The sequence below is a fragment of the Frankia sp. R43 genome (assembly GCF_001306465.1).
GTDB lineage: Bacteria > Actinomycetota > Actinomycetes > Frankiales > Frankiaceae > Parafrankia > Parafrankia irregularis.
Genome location: NZ_LFCW01000013.1, coordinates 61,073 through 78,721 on the forward strand (window position 1 = coordinate 61,073; position 17,649 = coordinate 78,721).

The 17,649-nt window shown below is 68.6% G+C and carries 13 protein-coding genes; 6 read left to right on the forward strand and 7 right to left on the reverse strand.

Features of this window, described 5'->3' with window-relative positions; genetic code table 11:
* Positions 1 to 46: 46 nt before the first annotated feature.
* Both ACG83_RS38460 and ACG83_RS38465 read right to left on the reverse strand, forming a co-directional pair.
* Positions 47 to 718 (reverse strand): NADPH-dependent FMN reductase, encoded by a 672-nt coding sequence (locus tag ACG83_RS38460; RefSeq protein WP_063793351.1) that lies wholly within the window; start codon positions 716 to 718, stop codon positions 47 to 49.
* 364 nt (positions 719 to 1,082) lie between these two features.
* On the reverse strand, positions 1,083 to 2,267 hold the full coding sequence (locus ACG83_RS38465; RefSeq protein ID WP_054571191.1) for an LLM class F420-dependent oxidoreductase: 1,185 nt from the start codon (positions 2,265 to 2,267) through the stop codon (positions 1,083 to 1,085).
* A gap of 684 nt (positions 2,268 to 2,951) precedes the next feature.
* Here ACG83_RS38465 and ACG83_RS44930 point away from each other — a divergent pair.
* Complete coding sequence (locus tag ACG83_RS44930; RefSeq protein ID WP_152991636.1) at positions 2,952 to 4,262, forward strand: peptide ligase PGM1-related protein; 1,311 nt, start codon at positions 2,952 to 2,954, stop codon at positions 4,260 to 4,262.
* Positions 4,263 to 4,344: 82 nt separating this feature from the next.
* A complete protein-coding gene (locus tag ACG83_RS43330) occupies positions 4,345 to 5,742 on the forward strand; it encodes a lysine 2,3-aminomutase (RefSeq protein WP_083473927.1) in 1,398 nt (465 codons plus the stop codon).
* Between the two features lie 686 nt (positions 5,743 to 6,428).
* Here ACG83_RS43330 and ACG83_RS38480 read toward each other — a convergent pair.
* Positions 6,429 to 7,163: a GntR family transcriptional regulator gene (locus ACG83_RS38480; RefSeq protein WP_054571194.1), complete on the reverse strand. Its 735-nt coding sequence runs from the start codon at positions 7,161 to 7,163 to the stop codon at positions 6,429 to 6,431.
* A gap of 377 nt (positions 7,164 to 7,540) precedes the next feature.
* Between ACG83_RS38480 and ACG83_RS38485 the strand changes: the two genes are divergently transcribed.
* The 3 genes from ACG83_RS38485 to ACG83_RS38495 all read left to right on the forward strand — a co-directional run bounded on the left by ACG83_RS38485 (position 7,541) and on the right by ACG83_RS38495 (position 10,493).
* Positions 7,541 to 8,446 (forward strand): oxygenase MpaB family protein, encoded by a 906-nt coding sequence (locus ACG83_RS38485; RefSeq protein ID WP_054571195.1) that lies wholly within the window; start codon positions 7,541 to 7,543, stop codon positions 8,444 to 8,446.
* Between the two features lie 493 nt (positions 8,447 to 8,939).
* Positions 8,940 to 9,737: an oxygenase MpaB family protein gene (locus ACG83_RS38490; RefSeq protein ID WP_235498455.1), complete on the forward strand. Its 798-nt coding sequence runs from the start codon at positions 8,940 to 8,942 to the stop codon at positions 9,735 to 9,737.
* A gap of 120 nt (positions 9,738 to 9,857) precedes the next feature.
* Positions 9,858 to 10,493, forward strand: a complete 636-nt coding sequence (locus ACG83_RS38495; protein ID WP_235498456.1) for a TetR/AcrR family transcriptional regulator — start codon at positions 9,858 to 9,860, stop codon at positions 10,491 to 10,493.
* Between the two features lie 95 nt (positions 10,494 to 10,588).
* Here the strand turns inward: ACG83_RS38495 and ACG83_RS38500 are convergent, their stop codons facing one another.
* The 3 genes from ACG83_RS38500 to ACG83_RS38510 form a co-directional block, all read right to left on the reverse strand.
* On the reverse strand, positions 10,589 to 12,535 hold the full coding sequence (locus ACG83_RS38500; RefSeq protein WP_152991637.1) for a long-chain fatty acid--CoA ligase: 1,947 nt from the start codon (positions 12,533 to 12,535) through the stop codon (positions 10,589 to 10,591).
* Between the two features lie 448 nt (positions 12,536 to 12,983).
* Complete coding sequence (locus ACG83_RS38505) at positions 12,984 to 14,222, reverse strand: TetR/AcrR family transcriptional regulator (protein ID WP_054571198.1); 1,239 nt, start codon at positions 14,220 to 14,222, stop codon at positions 12,984 to 12,986.
* Positions 14,223 to 14,383: 161 nt separating this feature from the next.
* Positions 14,384 to 15,130: a TetR/AcrR family transcriptional regulator gene (locus ACG83_RS38510; protein WP_235498457.1), complete on the reverse strand. Its 747-nt coding sequence runs from the start codon at positions 15,128 to 15,130 to the stop codon at positions 14,384 to 14,386.
* A gap of 227 nt (positions 15,131 to 15,357) precedes the next feature.
* Between ACG83_RS38510 and ACG83_RS38515 the strand changes: the two genes are divergently transcribed.
* On the forward strand, positions 15,358 to 16,590 hold the full coding sequence (locus ACG83_RS38515; protein WP_054571247.1) for an oxygenase MpaB family protein: 1,233 nt from the start codon (positions 15,358 to 15,360) through the stop codon (positions 16,588 to 16,590).
* Between the two features lie 136 nt (positions 16,591 to 16,726).
* Here the strand turns inward: ACG83_RS38515 and ACG83_RS38520 are convergent, their stop codons facing one another.
* Positions 16,727 to 17,623: an alpha/beta hydrolase gene (locus ACG83_RS38520; RefSeq protein ID WP_054571200.1), complete on the reverse strand. Its 897-nt coding sequence runs from the start codon at positions 17,621 to 17,623 to the stop codon at positions 16,727 to 16,729.
* Between the last annotated feature and the right edge of the window lie 26 nt (positions 17,624 to 17,649).

The following is a 17,649-nucleotide window of genomic DNA, read 5'->3' on the forward strand; positions in this document are numbered from 1 at the left end:
GGGCCCGCAAGTCCGCGAGCCCGCAGGCTAACGGGGGATTGCGGGATCAGGCGGCCGGGCGGCTGCCGTTGAGCGGGGCGGTCGGTGGTGCCAGTGCCGTCAGGACCGCGCGCAGTACCCGCAGATGAGCGCTGAGCCAGCGCTCGCCGTGTGCTTCGACCTCGCCGAGGGCCGCCTCCACCAGGGTGAACGAGCGAACCGGCAGCGTCGCGCCCAGTTCGGCGAGGACCGCGCGCAGCGCGACGTCGGTCGTGACGCGGTGTTCGGGTGCGTTCGCCACGACCACCGGCACCACCAGCGTGCCGGCGAGCGCTCCCGGGGGGAGCAGATCCAGGAACGCCTTGAGCAGACCGGTGTACTGGCCCTTGTAGGCCGGTGTCGCCACGACGAGGACCTCGGCGTCACGCACCTCGGCCAGCCTGGCCCGGACCAGGCCGTGGGCGTCGGTGAACAGGTCGCCGGCGAGCCGGGCCAGCTCCACCGTGCCGCTGCCCGCACCGGTCGTTCCGGAAGCGCCGGACGGGTCGAGTCCTTCGGCCGCGGCGGTGCCCTCCGGGCCCAAGGCGGCCGGTGGGCGCGCGGGCAGCGACGTCGCCAGCCGGTGCGCCAGGAACCGCGCCACCGTCAGCGTGCGGGACGCCGGTTGCGGGCTTCCGTCCAGAACGACCAGTGAGGGTCGCGGCGCGAGAGTGCCGCGGGGGCCGGGCGGGGCGCTCATCGTTGGCTCGCTCTCTGGAGTCGCGGTCGGCCTGGTGACCATGGCCACGGCCACAGGACCGGACCGCCGGGACCCGCCGCGGGCTCGCCCCGCCGGTCAGGCGGGTGACAAGCCCGACCTGCGGTGGGGTGGCCGCGCCGGGCGCGCCAGTCCGCGCCTGCCCGCGGACGTCAGGCGACCGCGGTGACCAGGTGCCGACACGGCGCGGCGTAGCCTGCCGTGCACGGCCACGGTCGCGCTGCCGGCCCGGCGAGACGGGGCCGTCGTCCATCGCGATGCTGTCGTCCATCGCGATCACCAGGTGGCTCCACCTTCGCTGACCGACATTGTTCAGTCAAGTGATGAACAAGTGGCCCACGTCACGTCAGGACCGCAGGGTGTGCAGCAGTGCGAGTGCCTCGTCCGCGACGGAGATGCCAGCCGCGCCCGGCGCGGCCAAGGCGTCGGAAGCGCCCGCCAGGGCGCCGGGAGCGCCGGCGAGGGCCCGGCTGCGCGGCCCGCCGAACGTGCCGAGCCGCGGCGCCTGCAGATACAGCTGGATGGCGGTCACCCCGGGCTGGACGTACTCGGCGATCCGGCGGCGGCATTCCTCCGGCGTGCCGTGGACGAACAGGCCGTCGACGACCTCGTCGGGCAGCTCGCGCTCGGCGCCGGCCGCGTCCCCGGCCAGGTAGCGCTGGTAGCTGGCGGCGAGAAGATCACCGTTGCCGAGCCATTCGTGGAACGCGTGATAGGGCTCCTGGTTGAGGATCCAGGCGAGGAACGGTCGGGTCAGCCGCCGAGCCAGCACCGGATCCTCGACCGGGCAGACGAACACCTTGACCACCAGCTCCTTGCCGGCTGGCTGGGGCCCCACCGCCCCGAGCACAGTGGGGACGTCCCGGGCGAACAGCATGTTCGTCACCGCGCCATCTCCCTCGGCGAAGCCGAGGCGCAGCATCCGCGGACGCAGTGCGCCAAGGATGACCTTCGGGCGGATCCTGGGCGCGTCGCGAAGCGCGAACCCCCGGACGGCGAACGTGTCGAACGTGCCGCTGACGACCCCGCCGTCGAACACCCGGGTCAGGAAACGCAGGACGTCCCTGGTCCGCTTGAACGGCTCGGTGAACTCGATGCCGTTGATGTCGGTGACATGCGCGGCCACCGAGGATCCGATGCCGAGCACCAGCCCCCCGGAGGTCAGGTCGGCGAGCGTCGCCGCGGTCTGGGCGATGACGGCCGGACCACGGGTGTGAACCGGCACGATCGCGCTGGCCAGCCGCAGCTGCGGGGCCCACGCGGCGGTGACCGCCAGCGGGGTGAAGGCATCGAGGCCACCGCCCTCAGCGGTCCAGACGTCGGTGTAGCCGGCTGCGGCCAGTCCGGTCACGATCGGCTGGTGCTCACGTAGCGGCACCCCCGCCAACGGCAGCGTGATGCCCCAGCGCACCGGCACCGCCGGTGTGGACGGAGTCGCCGGCCCGGCGCCGACTCCGACACCGACACCGACACCGACACCGGAACTGTGACGGTCGGGAACGGGAAGCGGATGCGAGGTGTCGTGGCTCATGGTTCCTCTCGCGGTGGGCTCCGGCGAAGGAATGCGCCGTCCTGAACTGGACGGGGCGCGTTGATCGACCAGGCGTGGGCGCGTGAGGGCGCTGAAACGAGTGCGGGTCCGACGTCGAGTCAGAGCCCGCACGTGTTAACGCGCCGCCCGACCAGCCGAAACAGCACAGAAGCCGCGGTGAAGCCGGACGAAGTCGAGCCACCGACGGCGCGTCAGCGCCGGCGCGGGCGGTGCCCCGGCCTGGCTTGCAGCGAACACAGACCCATGGTGGCACTCCTGTCACCCCGACGGGTAAAGTTTCGGAGGCCGTCCGTCCGATCGCGACAACCACCATTTCTCCTCAGCCTCGTCGGGCCGTCGAGATGCCGGATGCGTCATCGACATGGGAAACGACACCCGCGGCCCAGATGCACCGGTGGGTGCAGCCCATCTCGGCTGGCATGCGCGGGACGGTCCGCTGGGGCAGCAGAAGATCCTTCTTCGTCACGTGCGACCGAGGATCGTGACATCGATCACGCAGCTGCGGTTGCCACAAGACCTGCCCGAGGGGGAACAGGCGAGCCTCCGGTATACCACTTTTCCGTCGCGCGGCGCCCGTCAATCGACTCCCATGATGTGCGAAAAAATCCGCAGTAAAGCCGTTGTGGGAGCGCGGGACACCGGTTAACCTCTGGGCAGGATTCGGTGAACGGGGGCGGATTGCCGGCGGACCACATCACTCAGGTCATCTTTCCGAACTTCGTCAACGGCATTATCTTGTCGCGTCCGATCGCGAGCCTTGGTAACTCCCTGAATGCCGCATCCCTGCGGATGGGATGGTATGCCAGGCCGGGGGACACCATCATCCTGCCGACGAAAATGCCTCAGGCGTTCTGGTGTTACGTCTCTTCGTTGATGGAAATCCGACCGGAATCGGTCGAGATAATCGAAGCACCCAGTGACGGGTTGACGGAACTTTCGCGTGCGGTGGACGACCACCGTCTCATGGGCAGGATACGGCAGGTTCTGCGGCGGTCATCGGATGTGAAACTGCTGCCGTACGCGCTGGATGAGTCCGCCTTGCAGTTCTCTGCGACGATCGGTGCCGGGATCTCTCCCTATCAAGGTCGAGTGCCTCCTGGAGCTCTGGATGTCGCGCGCGGGTTGAACGCGAAGAACGGCTATCGCGAAGTTGCGGATCGACTGCGTATTCCCATGGCAGACGGCGTCGTCTGTGAGTCATGGGAAGAACTTGAAGAAGCGGTGGTCGATGTTGTGGCACGGACCGGTGGTGCTGTGGTCAAGCCGACGCGCTCCTGTCTCGGCCATGGCCTCACCTTCGTCACGCGCCGCGATCTGCGGAGCAGGCCGAACCTCCTCGCCGAGTACCGAGACGGGTCGCATCATCCTGACGGCTGGGTTGTCGAAGAGAAAGTGGCCTTCACCGAGGTCGTGACAGCGGAGATGGTAGTCGAGGCGGATGGTCCCCGGGTTGCCCATCTTGGCGAGATGAGGACTCCAGGAGGCATCTTCAGCGGCCAGGTTACTCCGATGAGGCGTAGCTCCACCCATGCGCCCCAGCTGGAAGCCATTGCTCTGAGGCTGGGTGACTATCTCGCTGAGAGCGGGTACCGGGGACCGTTCGACATAGATGGAGGAATCTCGCCCGACGGCCATCTTCTGACGACGGAGTGCAACATCAGGCAGACCGGTACGACGTATGCCGATTTCATCATCCGACACTTCTTCGGCCCCGAGGCCTCGGGTATGTCGTGGATCCTGGGTGCGGAAAAGGGGCTCGCTGTCGATTTTGCCGCCGGACTGGACCGGCTGGTTGACGCGGGCATCGCCTGGCGACCAGGCGATGAAGAGGGTGTAATCCTGGTCAACGACACATTAGCGTACGACCGGACCTGGCGGTACCTCGTGGTCGCGCGCTCCGACCATCGTGCAGATGAAATCGAGTCCGCGGTCGCCCGCACTCTCAAATTCACCTCAGCGATTTCTCGAAAATAGAAGCTCCAGAGAAATAGCTGACGGCAAAAATTCCTGCGATAGAGGCTCCCTCCGCGTGGCCGAGCTGAAATTCGAGGAGACAATGCACGAACCTGCCCTCGGAGTCGACGCCCCCGAGCGGGCGAAGACGACGATCTGTCAGCCTTACGAGTATTCTCGGCGAGAATTGGTCGAACCGGACTGGCGACGCTTCCCCGGCTGGCGGAACGTCACCAGAGCAGAATGGCGTGACCCGATGTGGCAGCGCGCGCACAGCGTCAGGAATCTGCGTCAACTGCGAGAAGTGTGCGGTGATGGTCTCAGCGAGGAGTTCTTCGCCGATCTGGCGGCGGACCAGGAGCGGTATGCCACAATGCCGCTCCGGTTGACTCCTCAACTGATGAACACTATCAGTCCACGGGCGGAGCCCAGCACAGCCGGCTGGTACATGGATCCAGTGCGACGCTATATGCTTCCGGCGGCATCGGACCGGCAGTCGGAATGGCCGAGCCACCCGCTCGCCACCCGCGATTCGCTTGGCGAGCGTGCGATGTGGATGGTCGAAGGGCTGGTGCACCGCTACCCCACGAAGGTGCTGGCCGAATTAACATCGACCTGCCCCCAGTACTGCGGACATTGTACGCGGATGGATCTAGTCGGTACCTCGGTTCCCGGGTTCGCGAAGAATCGATTCAGTATGCATACCGCCGATCGGACTGACGCCATCGTGGAATACCTGAGGAGTAGGCCCGTGGTCCGAGACGTGGTGGTTTCCGGCGGCGATGTGGCGAACGTGCCGTGGTCGCGACTCCGAAGGTTTGTTGAGCAACTCCTGGAGATTGGTTCCGTTCGGGATGTCCGGCTGGCAACCAAGGGTTTGATCGGTCTGCCGCAACACTGGCTCGCGCACGAGGTCCGTAAGGGAATGGCCGAACTGGCGAACATGGCCTCGGCGCGCAATGTAAACCTTTCGGTGCACACGCACGTGAACGCGGTTCAACAACTGACTCCGCTGGTCGCCGAGGCCTCCCGGGGACTGTTGGAGGCCGGGGTTGGCGAGATACGCAACCAGAGTGTGCTACTGGAGGGGGTGAACGCGACGGTGAATGATATTCTCGATCTCTGTTTTGCGCTGCGCGATGAGGCAAGTATACTGCCGTATTATTTTTATCTCTGCGATATGGTGCCGGGGGTTGAGCACTGGCGGATTCCGCTCGGGCGAGCCCAGACTCTTCAGGATTCCATCATGGGCTATCTGCCGGGATTTGCAACACCCCGGATCGTATGTGACGTCCCGTTCGTCGGAAAGCGCTGGGTCCATCAGGCGGTGGCATATGACCGAGAAAAAGGAATCTCCTCATGGCGTAAGAACCATAGGACTCCGCTCGACCGCGACGATTCGGAAAGCCTTACAGACCCGCATAGTTACTATGATCCGATAAACACCTTGCCGGAGGCCGGTCGGCAGTGGTGGAGGGAAATGGGCAGGTCTCCTGCGTGACCGGTATTCGTCCGAAGGTGTCGGCCCGGGTTGCTGGGCTGGGATGGCAGGTTGTCGCGGGATGCCGTGGAGGTGAAGCATGGGGAAGTGTGCCGGCTGGGAATCGGGCTGGGAGCGGCAGCGTACCGACGGTGCCGCGCTGACCCCGGCGGAGGCCAAGGAGATCCGCGACGCGATCCCCGTCCCGCCGAACGGGCTTCAGCCTGGGAGCGGCGCCGTCGCTCGGAGTGGGTCGAGCCCAGGATGGGAGCGCAGGCCCTGTTGCCCGTACAGCGCCAAGGTGACGTAGGCCGCGATGGCCGGGCTGTTCGCCCCGCCCCGGCGCCCGTGGAGACCCGGCCTCCCGCCGATCCGGAGCCGACCTCGGCATCTGCCACCACGAACCCGGTAGCGCCGCGACAGCTCGCGGTCTGATCGGCGGCATCGCGGAGCCGACGTCCGCGCTGACCGGCCGGTCACGTGCGGCCAGTTGCCACCGCCGCGGCTGCGGTCGGAGTCCGCCTCGTACGAAACGCACGGCGAGAGCGCTGGCGAACACGTGGATCCGACGCGGGTTCAGATCTCGCTCTCGACACAGGCTCCCACGTCCACCGCGAAGTCTGTATCGTACCGGATACCAAATATATTGGATGCCTTCCGAGGGGCTGGTGATGACGGCCGTGGCTACAGGTGCCCGGTTCTCCGGCTCAGACCGGCGGGCGTGGGTGTGGGGGTGTGACCGGATGTGGTCGCCACATGCCGAGTTTGGCGAGGTGGTTGATGAGGCGGTCGGCGCCGTCGGTGAAGTGGCGGACGGTGATGGCGCGGGCTTCTTCGGTGTTCTTGTTTTCGAGTGCGGTGAGCAGGGCGTCGTGGCGTTGGAGCATGTCGGCGCGCCAGGCCTGGTCGGTGGAGTAGAAGCGGGCGGGTGTGTAGCGGTTGGCGGTGTGGAGGAACCAGGAGAGTTTGCGGGCGTGGGCGAGCCGGTTGATGACCCGGTGGAACTCGAACTCGAGTTGTTCGATCTGGTCGACGTTCTCGGTTTCCACGGCGTTGCGGAGTGCTTGTTGGATGTCGTGGAGCTGGGTGAGGTGTGGGGGGTCGATGGTGGTGGCCGCGCGGGCGGCGAGTTCGCCGGCGATGTGGCCCTGGAGGTTGAACAGGTCGCGGACGTCCTGTTGGGACAGGGGGGTGACGACGTAGCCGCGGCGGGGTTCGAGTTCGACCATGTCCTCGCTGCGCAGGCGGACGAGGGCCTCGCGGACGGGGGTGACGCTGACGCCGAGTTCGCGGGCGACGTCGTCGAGGCGGATGTACTGGCCGGGCCAGATCTCGCCGGACATGATGAGGTCGCGCAGATGCGCGGCGACCTCGTCGGCGAGCTGGGGCGCCCGGGTCAGCGGGGTACCACGGGCGCGTCGTGTTCCGGCTGGCCTGGTCATGTGCCGCCTTTCCGGGTGTCTGCCGTGAGGTGCCCAAGCGGCCGGTCAGGCTGACCGTAGCTCTGGCGGGTTGGTCATGGCCAAAGTCGCCTATCAAATATATGAAATGGATGGCGGTGGGCGTGGGATCTCGCGGATGCCCGGCCCGCGCGGCGGTGGCGGGCGGCGCCCCAGGCGCGGCAGCCCGTGCAGTGAGGCCAGCCGGGCGGCGTAGGTGACGGGACGGATGGGAGGCGGGCGGCACGGACGCGCTGACCCGGGCCCGCGGTCCCGCAGGTTCGCAGGTTCTCGGGGGTGGCGTGAACCGGGACGGGACCAGTCGAAGGGAAGTCGCCGGATGACCATGGCGATCCGAAGGACGGCATGAGGTGGGCTGAATGTTTACCGACCGCGACAGGTGGAAGCGCCGGATTCTCGAGCTCGATCCGGTGGCCGACCATCACGAGATCTACGTGATCTCCTCTGGCCACGAGTTTCCGTGGGACTATCGCCGGGCGCTCGAGTTCGCTTTGTTCCGGACCTACTGCGTCCCCACGATCTCGGCCCTGCTCGAGGCGACGGGCGAGTTCCGGGACCGGCCGCAGAAGCGCTATGACGACACCGCCGTGTTGATGGGGGAGCTCACCGCCGTCGGCTACGACTCGCCGCGAGGCCGTGAGGCCCTGCGGGTGATCAACCGGATGCACGGTCGTTACGCGATCGACAACGACGACATGCGCTACGTGCTGACCACGTTCATCTACGAGCCGATCGACTGGATCAACGCGCACGGCTGGCGCCGGCTGACCGAGCACGAGACCCTCGCCGCTTTCCACTTCTACCGCGAGGTCGGGATCCGGATGGGAATTCGCGACATTCCTGCCGGCTTCGACGAGTTCCTGAGCTTCAAGCGGGCCTACGAGCGCGAGACCTTCCGCTTCGCCGAGAGCAACCGCAAGATCGGTACGTACACGACGGAGATGTTCGCCAACTGGTTCCCCGGGCCGCTGCGGCCGGCGGTCCGGCTAGGGGTGCGTGCGCTGCTCGACGAGACGATGCTGACGGCCTTCGGCTTCGATCCGGCACCGGCGTGGATGAGCCGGGCCGCGGCTGGCTCGCTGCGTGCCCGCTCGGCTGTGGTGCGTCAACTGCCGCCGCGGAAGAAGGTCAAGTTCGCCTGGAATCCCAGGGTCCGGACCTATCCCGGCTATCCCGAGGGCTACCAGCCGCGGGACCTGGGCGCCCCGCCGCCGCCGGAGAACCTCGACGAGAGGTGGCGGAACCCCTCTGGCACGCGCGCGTAGCACGCCACAGCCTCCGGGCCGGTCAGGCCGGTCAGGCCGGTCAGGCCGGTCAGCTCGGACACGCCGGACGGGCCGGACGGGCCGGACGGGTCGGGGGGGATCCGGTGGCCGGCCGCCGGCAGCACGAATATCAATGTGAATCGCCGCCACCGAGTTCCTGCTCCACATCGGTTTTCGCTCCTCCCGCTGACACATCGACGAACATCAATAGCCCCTCGGAAGACCTTGCGTGCGGCCGGGAAAATGCATGCGAATACCTGCTTTGGCGCATTGGAATGGCTGGCGTATAGTCGTGTCTCGGCAACCTGGTGTCGCCCAGCGTGTGCGGGAGGTGTGGGTCGTGGGCTCGTCATCGGTTCTCAATGTCCATCCGGGCCCCGCGGAGGGCGTGGGTGATGGCCTGCGTGACCCATCGGGCACTCCGCGCATTCGGTTGGCTCCGGTGCGGGGTTCCGCGGTGTGGCGTTACTTCGGCGATGCGAGAAACTCGCTTATGGGTCCGCAGCTGCTCGTGCTCCAGGTGGCGCACCCGGTTGTCGGGGCGGGTGTTCTGGAGCATTCGAGCTTCCGGGAGGATCCCTGGGGCCGCCTGTTGCGTACCCTGCTCTCGTTGTCCACCGTGATCTACGGCGGCGAGCGCGGCGCCGCGCTGGAAGGCGAGCGTCTGTTCGAGCTTCACAAGGCCATCGGTGGGGTCGACGAAAAAGGGCGGCGTTATCACGCGCTGAACCCCGAGGCATATGCCTGGGTGCATGCCACCCTCGTCCAGGGCGCTCTCGACGGCCATCGTGTCTTCGGCCCGGGCCTGCCGGCCGCCGAGCTGGACGGCTACTACCAGGGGATGCGTGACGTCGGCCGGATGCTCGGAATACCCGAGCAGCACCTGCCCGTGGACTATCCGAGCTTTCGGACCTACTACGAGGAGAAGATCGCTGCCAGGCTCGAGGCCAACCAGGCGGTCTGGGATGTCCTCGAGAGCATGCGCGTGCCGAAGAAGCCGTTTCGGCTCATCCCCGGCCGGCTGTGGCGGCCCGCCGGAGCCGGCCTGGGCCGGCTCTTCTACCTCGTCACCGTGGGGACACTGCCCCCGGTGCTGCGTGAGCGGCTGGGCCTGACCTGGTCGAAACGCCAGCAGCGCTGGCTGGGGCGGTTCGCCCGGCTGGTGCGCGTGCTGATGATGTTCCTGATCCCGCCGCTGCGGATCGTCGGCGGTATCGTCGCCGCGACCTGGAACGTGCGGCAGCTGGAGGCCGCCCGCCCGGCGTCCGCCCGGCGAGACGGTGCCCGTTGAACGCTGCGGTACGGTAGAGGCCTCATGATCTTTGCTGGAGATCCCCGCCCTCAGACAGGGGGCCGCTCTCCCGGAGAAACACTGCCGGCCGAAGGCCCGCGGTCCAGCGGGGAACCATTGTTGGAACGCGCGCTCGGGGCCTCCCTCGCCGGTGTCGGCTCCGGTGACGAGATACGTGACCGTGTGCTCGACGCCGCGGCCGAGCTTTTCGGGCGGTCCGGAATCCGGCGCACGAGCATTGAGGACGTGGCGCGCCGTGCCGGCGTCTCCCGCATCACCGTGTATCGCCGGTTCCCGACGAAGAACGTGCTCGTCGAGGAGGTTCTGCTACGTGACCTGCGCGCCTTCCTCGTCAGCTTCCGGGCTGTCGTGGGCAGAGCCGAGTCCGCCGCTGAAAGGCTGGTCGAGGGATTCTGCCTGGCGCTGCGGACGGCTCGCGTGAACCCGCTCTTCGGCGGCCTCATCGAGGTCGAGCCCGAGGTCATCCTGCCCTTCCTCACGACGGATGGGGGTGCTTTCCTGCGGGCTGTGTCCGACTTCATCGCGATGCAGCTTCGCCGTGAGCAGGAGGCCGGGGAGATATCGGGGGAGGTCGATATAAACATCGTCGCCGAGGTGCTCGCCCGCATGACGCTGTCCTTCTGCCTGACTCCCGAAAGTCAGCTGGATCTCGACGACCCGGAGCAGGTCCGTAGCTTCGCGCGCTGTTTTCTCGCACCCCTGGTCACCGGCGTGGGGCTCGCCGGTGACCGGTGAGCATTTTCCGTCTCGCGTTCGTCGAGCGCTGTAACCGCAGGCCGGAGCCGACGACGGAGAAGGCTCGGTGAGCCTCCGCCTTCGGACGGGAGATGTCAGGAGTAGAGGTCGTCGATCTCGGCGGCGTACTTCTCGTTGATGATCCGGCGGCGCAGCTTGAGCGTCGGGGTGAGCTCGCCGCTCTCCGGTGTCCAGCCGACGGGTAGCACCCGGAACTTCTTCACCTGCTCCGCCCGGGCGAGCTGGCTGTTCGCCGCGTCGACCGCGCTCTGCAGCTCCGCCAGGACAGCGGGGTGCGCGGCGAGCCGAGCCGAGGCGTCCGGGCCGGCCGCGTCGAGGCCGGCGGCCTTGGCCCAGGCCGGTGCGACCTCGTCGTCGAGCACGAGCAGCGCCGTCACATACGGGCGCCGGTCGCCGATCGCGACGGCCTGACCGATCAGTGGATGCGCCCGCAGCAGGTTCTCGATCTGTGCCGGCGCGACGTTCTTGCCGGTCGAGGTGATGATGAGTTCCTTCTTGCGGTCGGTGATCGTGAGGTACCCGGCGTCGTCCAGGGTGCCGATGTCGCCGGTGGCGAGCCAGCCGTCGGCATCGGTGATCGTCTCGATCGTTCCGTCGGCCCGCAGATAGCCCAGGCACACCAGTGGCCCGCGGATGAGGATCTCCCCGTCGTCGGCCAGGCGCAGCCGCATGCCGAGGTGCGGTCGGCCCACCGTGCCGGTGCGGAAGACGTCCAGGGTGTTGATCGTCGCGGTGCCGGTGGTCTCGCTCAGGCCCCAGACCTCGCGAACCTCGATGCCCAGACCGGCCAGCGTGCGCAGCACCGCCACCGGGATCGGGGCGGCGCCGCTGCACGCCCAGATCATCCTGTCCAGCCCGAGCGTGCCGAGCAGCGGCCGCAGCACCGACAGCTGCGCGTCGTCGAAGTGCCGGGCAAGGTCCTCGGGAACCGGGGCGCGGGCCTCCGTCAGGTTGTGCACCTCCAACGCGACGGCCTGCGCGGCGGCAAGGGCGCCGCGGCGTTCGTCGTCCGCCAGGGCGATCATGGTCTGCAGGCCGGCGGCGAGCTTCTCCCACACCCGCGGCACGCCGAAGAACGACAGGGGGTGGATCGCGGCGAGCGCGCTGACGACCGCGGCGGTGTCCGCGCAGATATGCACATGGCCGGCGCGGTAGATCGGCGCGTAGATGCCCAGGACCCGCTCGGCGATGTGGGCGAGCGGAAGGTAGGCGACCGTCACCGGATGCGCGGGAAGGTCGACCTGCGCCTCCAGCGCGACGGACTGGTGCAGGACGTTGTGATGGCTGAGCACCACACCCTTGGGGGTGCCGGTGGTGCCGGAGGTGTAGAGGAGGGCGACGGGCTGGTGGGGATGCACCGCGCGCCACAGCCGGTCGACGACGCCCGGGTCCGCGATGTGCCGGGCGGCGCCGTCACGCTCGACCTCGGCGAGGGTGTGGAAGCGGGGGCGGAGGCGGGCCTCGTCGGCGGAGAGCGGGTCGGCTGGGAGCGCGTCGGCTGGGAGCGCGTCGGCGTCCACGAGGACGACCGAGTGGATGGACGTCTGCCCGGCGAGGACCGGTGCCCACCGTTCCAGTTGCTCGGCGCCCTCCAGGATCAGCACCTGTGCCTGGCTGTGCTCGGCCGCGTACTGCAGCTGTGGGGTGCTGAGCGTGGCGTAGACGGTGGAGGGGATCGCGCCGAGGTGCACGGCGCCGAGGTCGACCAGCCAGTGCTCAGGCCGGCTCGACATCGCGATCAGCATCCGTTCGCCTGGCCGCAGGCCCAGCTCGTACAGACCCCGGGCGAGGGCGAGGGAGCGCGTGCGTACCGATGCCCAGGTCAGTGGAGCTTCCTCGGAACCGATCACGCTGATGGCGGGAAGATCGCCGAACTCGAGCGCGTTGCGCTCCAGCAGCGCGGGCACCGTCAGGTCGGCGGCGCGGCGAGCGCACTCGGCCTCAAGCTCGGTGAGCGGATGGTCGGCCGCGACGGCGTCGGAGCTGTCGCCGGAGATGACTGTGGTGGCGGGGCCGGTCATGATGCGCGCCGATTCCCCTCAGGCCGCTGCGGGGACGCGGGAGCCGGCCTTCTGCTGGCTGGCACACCCGTCGCCGGCTAAGAGGGCTGCCTCCCGTCCCACACGACGGATCACGGCTGGCTCGTCGAACAGTCCCTCGCTCATGGCCGGAACTGTAGAACCATCGTTAACTTATGTGCAAGGGTCCCCTGGCTTGAATAGCCTTCCCTGCAACTCAAATCGGGTTAGTCGATGCGTTTGCGGCAGGCCCTGGTAACTGTGAATGTCCGTTAACTTGAGAGCGCGGCCGGCAGGGACGTCGGGCTGGTCGACCCGAGGGCCCGCGGGCGTCTCGGCCGCATGTTCCGTCCGGTGGCCTCAGTGTGTCGTGACCGGGGTCACATGGGAAGTCTCCGGCCCGGTCGTGCGGCCCGGTCGTGTGTGCAGGTGATGCCGGCCCCGGGGTGGGTCAGGGCACGAGCATGCGCAGGGCGAGGAACCGCACCAGCTGTTCCGACCCGTCGGACCGGTCGAAGCTGGTGGTCCGCCCCAGATCCATGACCAGGTTCAACGCGGCATGTGCCAGCAGCCGGGCCTCGCTCGCGGCGAGCTCCGGCCGGATCGTGACCAGCAGCCGGACCCACTCCTCGACATGCTCCCGCTGGAGGCGGCGCAGCTCGTGCCGGTCCGGGGTCGGCAGGTTGTTGTTCTCGGCCAGGTAGACCGAGACCAGATCGTTGTGTGCGAACGTCAGGTCCACATAGGCGTCGATCAGCCGCCGCAGCGCGTCCGCCGGGCTGCTCGCGGTGGCCAGCGCACTCGTCGTGCTCGCGCTCAGGCGCTCGGCGGCACGGTAGTACACCGCCGCGAGCAGATCGGCCTTGCCGGGAAAGTACCGGTAGACCCCGGAGGCGTTGATGCCCGCGGCCCGCCCGATGTCGTCGATGCTGACAGCGTGGTACCCGAGGCGGTCGAACAGCCGGACGGCCTCGGTCAGCAGCGCCTCCCGCCGGGAGCCAGGCCGCATCGACGCGGAACCACCGCCGGCGGGTTCGCTGCCACCGGCCGTCGCGTGCCGCACCGCCGTGGGCAGGTCCGTCGTCAGCAGAGTCCACGCGGCGGTGCGCAGGATCTGCTCGGCACGGCTGTCGGCGATCGCGGCGCGGTGCGTCGAGATGCTGCCGATCGCGCTGAGCGCCGCTCGGCCGAGCAGCTCGGCGGACGGCCGCGGCAGATCGGGGCGGAGCTCCAGGAGCAGGTCGGTGATCTGGTGCACCAGGGCTGTCAGCGCGGCCCGGACCTCGCCCTGGTGCGCCGGTTCCAGGTAGCGGGCCTGCCACTGGTAGAGCGCACCCACCCGGCGACGCTGGACGCTCACCCGCGCCGTCGCCGTGAGCAGGCGGGCCATCCGCTCGGCGGCTTCGGCGCGTTCGGCGGGCTCGTCCCGCTCGGCCAGTGCCTCGTCGGCCGCGGTGACCAGCGCGTCGATCAGCTCCCGGGAAGCGTGCAGGAGGATCGCGTACTTGTTCGGAAAGTGCCGGTAGACGGCCGGGCCGCTGATGCCGACCGCGGCGGCGATCTCGTCGATGCCGACCCCGTGGTAGCCGCGCTCGCAGAACAGCTCCGCCGCGGCGAGGGCGATCTGCGCCTTGCGGTTTCTCGGTCGCGGCCGCTGCGGCGTGGTCCGAGCTGTCGACGTCGCCTGCACCTATGTCCCCTCGCCGCCGCACGGCTCCGCTCGTCGCCGACCGGGTTGGCCGGCTCGCCCAACCCGTCCACCCTCATCGGCCGCGGGTCCGTCCCATGGTGACATCACCCGGACGGGCACCGGCGCGCTCCAGTCCTCCCCAGCCGAGGAACATCTCGCTTTCAGACCCGTTGCCGCAGGTAGATGACGATCATTGCGGTGAGTTCGTCGACGATTTCCGCCCGCGGGATGGGCGGCTGGTCGAGGACGTAGCGAATCGTGACGTGCTCGACCGTGCGCACCAGGATCCAGGCGACGGTTCCCACCGCGCGGGCACTCCCGGCCGCTCCGACATCTCTGTCTGTCTCGGACGTCCCGGCAGGCTCGGGCGTCCCGGCTACCTCGGATGTCCAGGCTGTCCCGCGGGTGGGTTCCGGGGCGGCACCCTCGCCGGGCAGGCGCGGCAGCAGCGTCGCCAGCGTCGCCGTCACCAGCTCGTCGATGTGCCGCTCGAAGCCGGCCCGCTGGACGTCGACCGTCTCGGGCAGCTGGTACAGGACCCGGAGCAGCCCGGAGTCCTCCTCGAAGGCGTCGAGCAGTGCGACGACGTTCGCGCGGACCATCTCGGGCACCGAGGTGCCGAGGTTCGCGACGAAGGCGTGTGAAATGCGAGCACGCAGCTGCTCGGCGTAGACCTCGACGACCCGGTCGAGAATCGACTCCTTGTTCGGGAAGTACTGGTAGAGCGATCCGGGGCTGATGCCGGCGCGGGCGGCGATGCGGCTCGTGCTGGTGCGCTCGTAGCCGCGTTCCAGCAGGATCTCGCGCCCGGCGGTGACGATGCGCTCGACCATGGCGCGGGACCGGTCCTGGCGTGGTGCCCGGCGCATCGGCTCCTTGCGGGTGGGCACCCACGGCTTGCCGGTCACTGGGTGACGCCGGCCCGCGGGCCGGTCTGTGGCGGTGAGGGGGAGGGCACGGACGCGAATTGAACACGAATGGTTAGTCGTGTCAACATCCGTCCATGATCCTTCGCGTGACCGCGTGCAACACCGCCGTCCCGCCCGCGGCGCAGGCCACCGCACCGCAGGCTGTCGTCGTCGCGGCGCCGGCCACGACAGCGCGGACACCCATCCAGATCACGACCGCGACCGAGATGTCGCCATCGGGCAGCGTGCCGGGCGACTACCCGGCACGCTTCCGGTCCGCACCCGAGCGGTCGCACCGAATCGCGCGCCCGCTGCGGAGGGTGGCCCGGGTGAAGACGGACGACGAGGAGCTCCTGCACGAGATCGGCCGGCGCCTGCGCACCCGGGACGAGCTGGGGGCGCAGCTCGCCCGGGCGATGCGTATCCGGGATCGGGACGATCCCGAGCGGGTGACCTTCGCCCAGCTGCGCCAGGCGCTGCACCACGGGATCGGGGCCGTCGACGACCCGCCGCCCGCGCTGGCCCGCTTCTTCGCCGTGGTCGACGCGGTACCGGAGTGGGTCGACTTCGACCGGGTCGAGCGCGGTGCGCGGATCATGCGGGAGATGGGGCGCTCGGTCGACGACGTGATGCTGCAGCTGGCGCTGATCGGCGGCTACCGGTTCGGCGGGCCCCCCGACCTGTTGGTCGCCACCGGCGGACTGGTCGGCGCCACGGCCATGCGCCGGCTCGGGGAGACCCAGAAGTGGGCGCTGTCGGTGCTGGAGCCGAACGGGATGCGCCGCACGGGGGCGGGCTTCGTGGCCACCGTCCACGTACGGGTCATGCATGCGCTGGTGAACCACGAGTTCGAGACGAACGGCCGCTGGGACGCCGACCGCTGGGGCCTGCCCATCAACCAGACCGACGCGTCGGCGACTCTCGGGCTGTTCAACAGCACACTGCTGCTCGGAATCCGGGCGCTCGGCTGGATCGTGACCGCGGACCAGTCGCGTGCGGTCATGCACCTGTGGAAGTACGTGGGCTGGTTGATGGGCGTCGACGAGGACTGGCTGTTCGACACCGAACAGGAGCAGAACCGGCACAACTATCACCTTGTGCTGGTGCAGGCCGAGCCCACCTCGGCAGGCCCGGCGCTGGCCCGTGCGCTCGTCGAAGGCCAGCTCACCCGCGACCGGGGCAGACTGACGGTGCTGCGTAACCGCTATGAGCGGGCCCGCCTGCTCAGCATGCTGCGGTATTTCCTCGGCGCGCAGGGGCTGCGTGATCTCGGCCTGCCCTCGGCCGTGCCCTGGGCGGTGCCGCCGATCGTCGCCGCGAACCTGGTGCGCTCCGGTCTGCTGGTGCGCACCGCCGCCGGGCGGCGGTACCTCGAACGGGCCAGTCGCCGATTCGCGCGCCGAAACCAGCGGGCGATGTTCGGCGCGGCCACGCCGGAGGTCGGCGCCCTGCCGTCATGAGTGAGTTTCTGGGCGACCGGAATGCGTGTTGGCCAGACGCCGTTCCCGCTGTCCGGCCAACACGCGTGACGTCTTTTTTCTCAGGTCACGGCCATGGTCGGGAGACGTGGTTTCCTGGATATGTGGGCGGATTCTCTCAGAAGGGGCAGGTGGCCTGGTACTCCTCGACGTCCCCGAGGGCGCTCGCGGTCGGGCCGGGGCAGAGGAACTGGGTGTAGCGGGTGTCGTTGTCCACCCACCGCTTCGCCCAGGAAATCATCATCCTGGCGACCAGGCTGTTCGCCGCCTGCGGAAAGAAATGACTCGCGTTGTTGAGTTCGAGCAGGCTCTTCTCGCCGCTGAGCGAGTTGTAGAAGGGTGTCGAATGGGTGCTCATCGGGGCGACGGTGTCGGCCTCGCCGCCGATGATGAGCGTCGGGACGCTGACCTCGTTCCAGGTCTTGTCCGTGTTCCAGGGGGCCAGCGGCAGCACGGCCTTCAGCGAAGGCCGGTCGGACGCCGCTTCCAGTGAACCGCCGCCGCCCATGGAATGGCCGCCGACGGCGAGCCGGTTCGGGTCGATCCGGCTGGCGGCCGGGCTGTCCTCCACCGCCCAGTCGAGCGCGGCGAGCAGCTGGTCACCCCGCGACGGTGGATAGTCGAGAACCGTGTTCGTCTCGATACCGATGACGACGAACCCCTGCGAGGCCAGCCGCGGGCCGAGCCAGGAGATGCTGGACCAGCTGGCGGTATAGCCGGGCGAGAGCGCGATCGCGCCGAAGGTGCCCTGGCTGGTGTCGGTCGGGTAGTAGAGGGTGCCTCCGCCGAAGCCGGCGACCAGGGACGAGATGTTGTAGGTCGTCACCGCGAACGGGCCGGTGGTCGCGGTGACGCTCGCCTCCGTCGGGTTGGGCCCCTTCGCATAGGGGTTGACGTCGGCCTGCGCGGCCGGCGCCGCGGCCACGACGCCGGCGCATAAAGCCGCCGCGACGGTGCTCGCAAGAGCGAGCCGTAGCATTCTACGGGCTTTCCCCAGAATTTTCCCGGTGCGCATGAGAAATCCTCTCGTCGTGGGTTCTC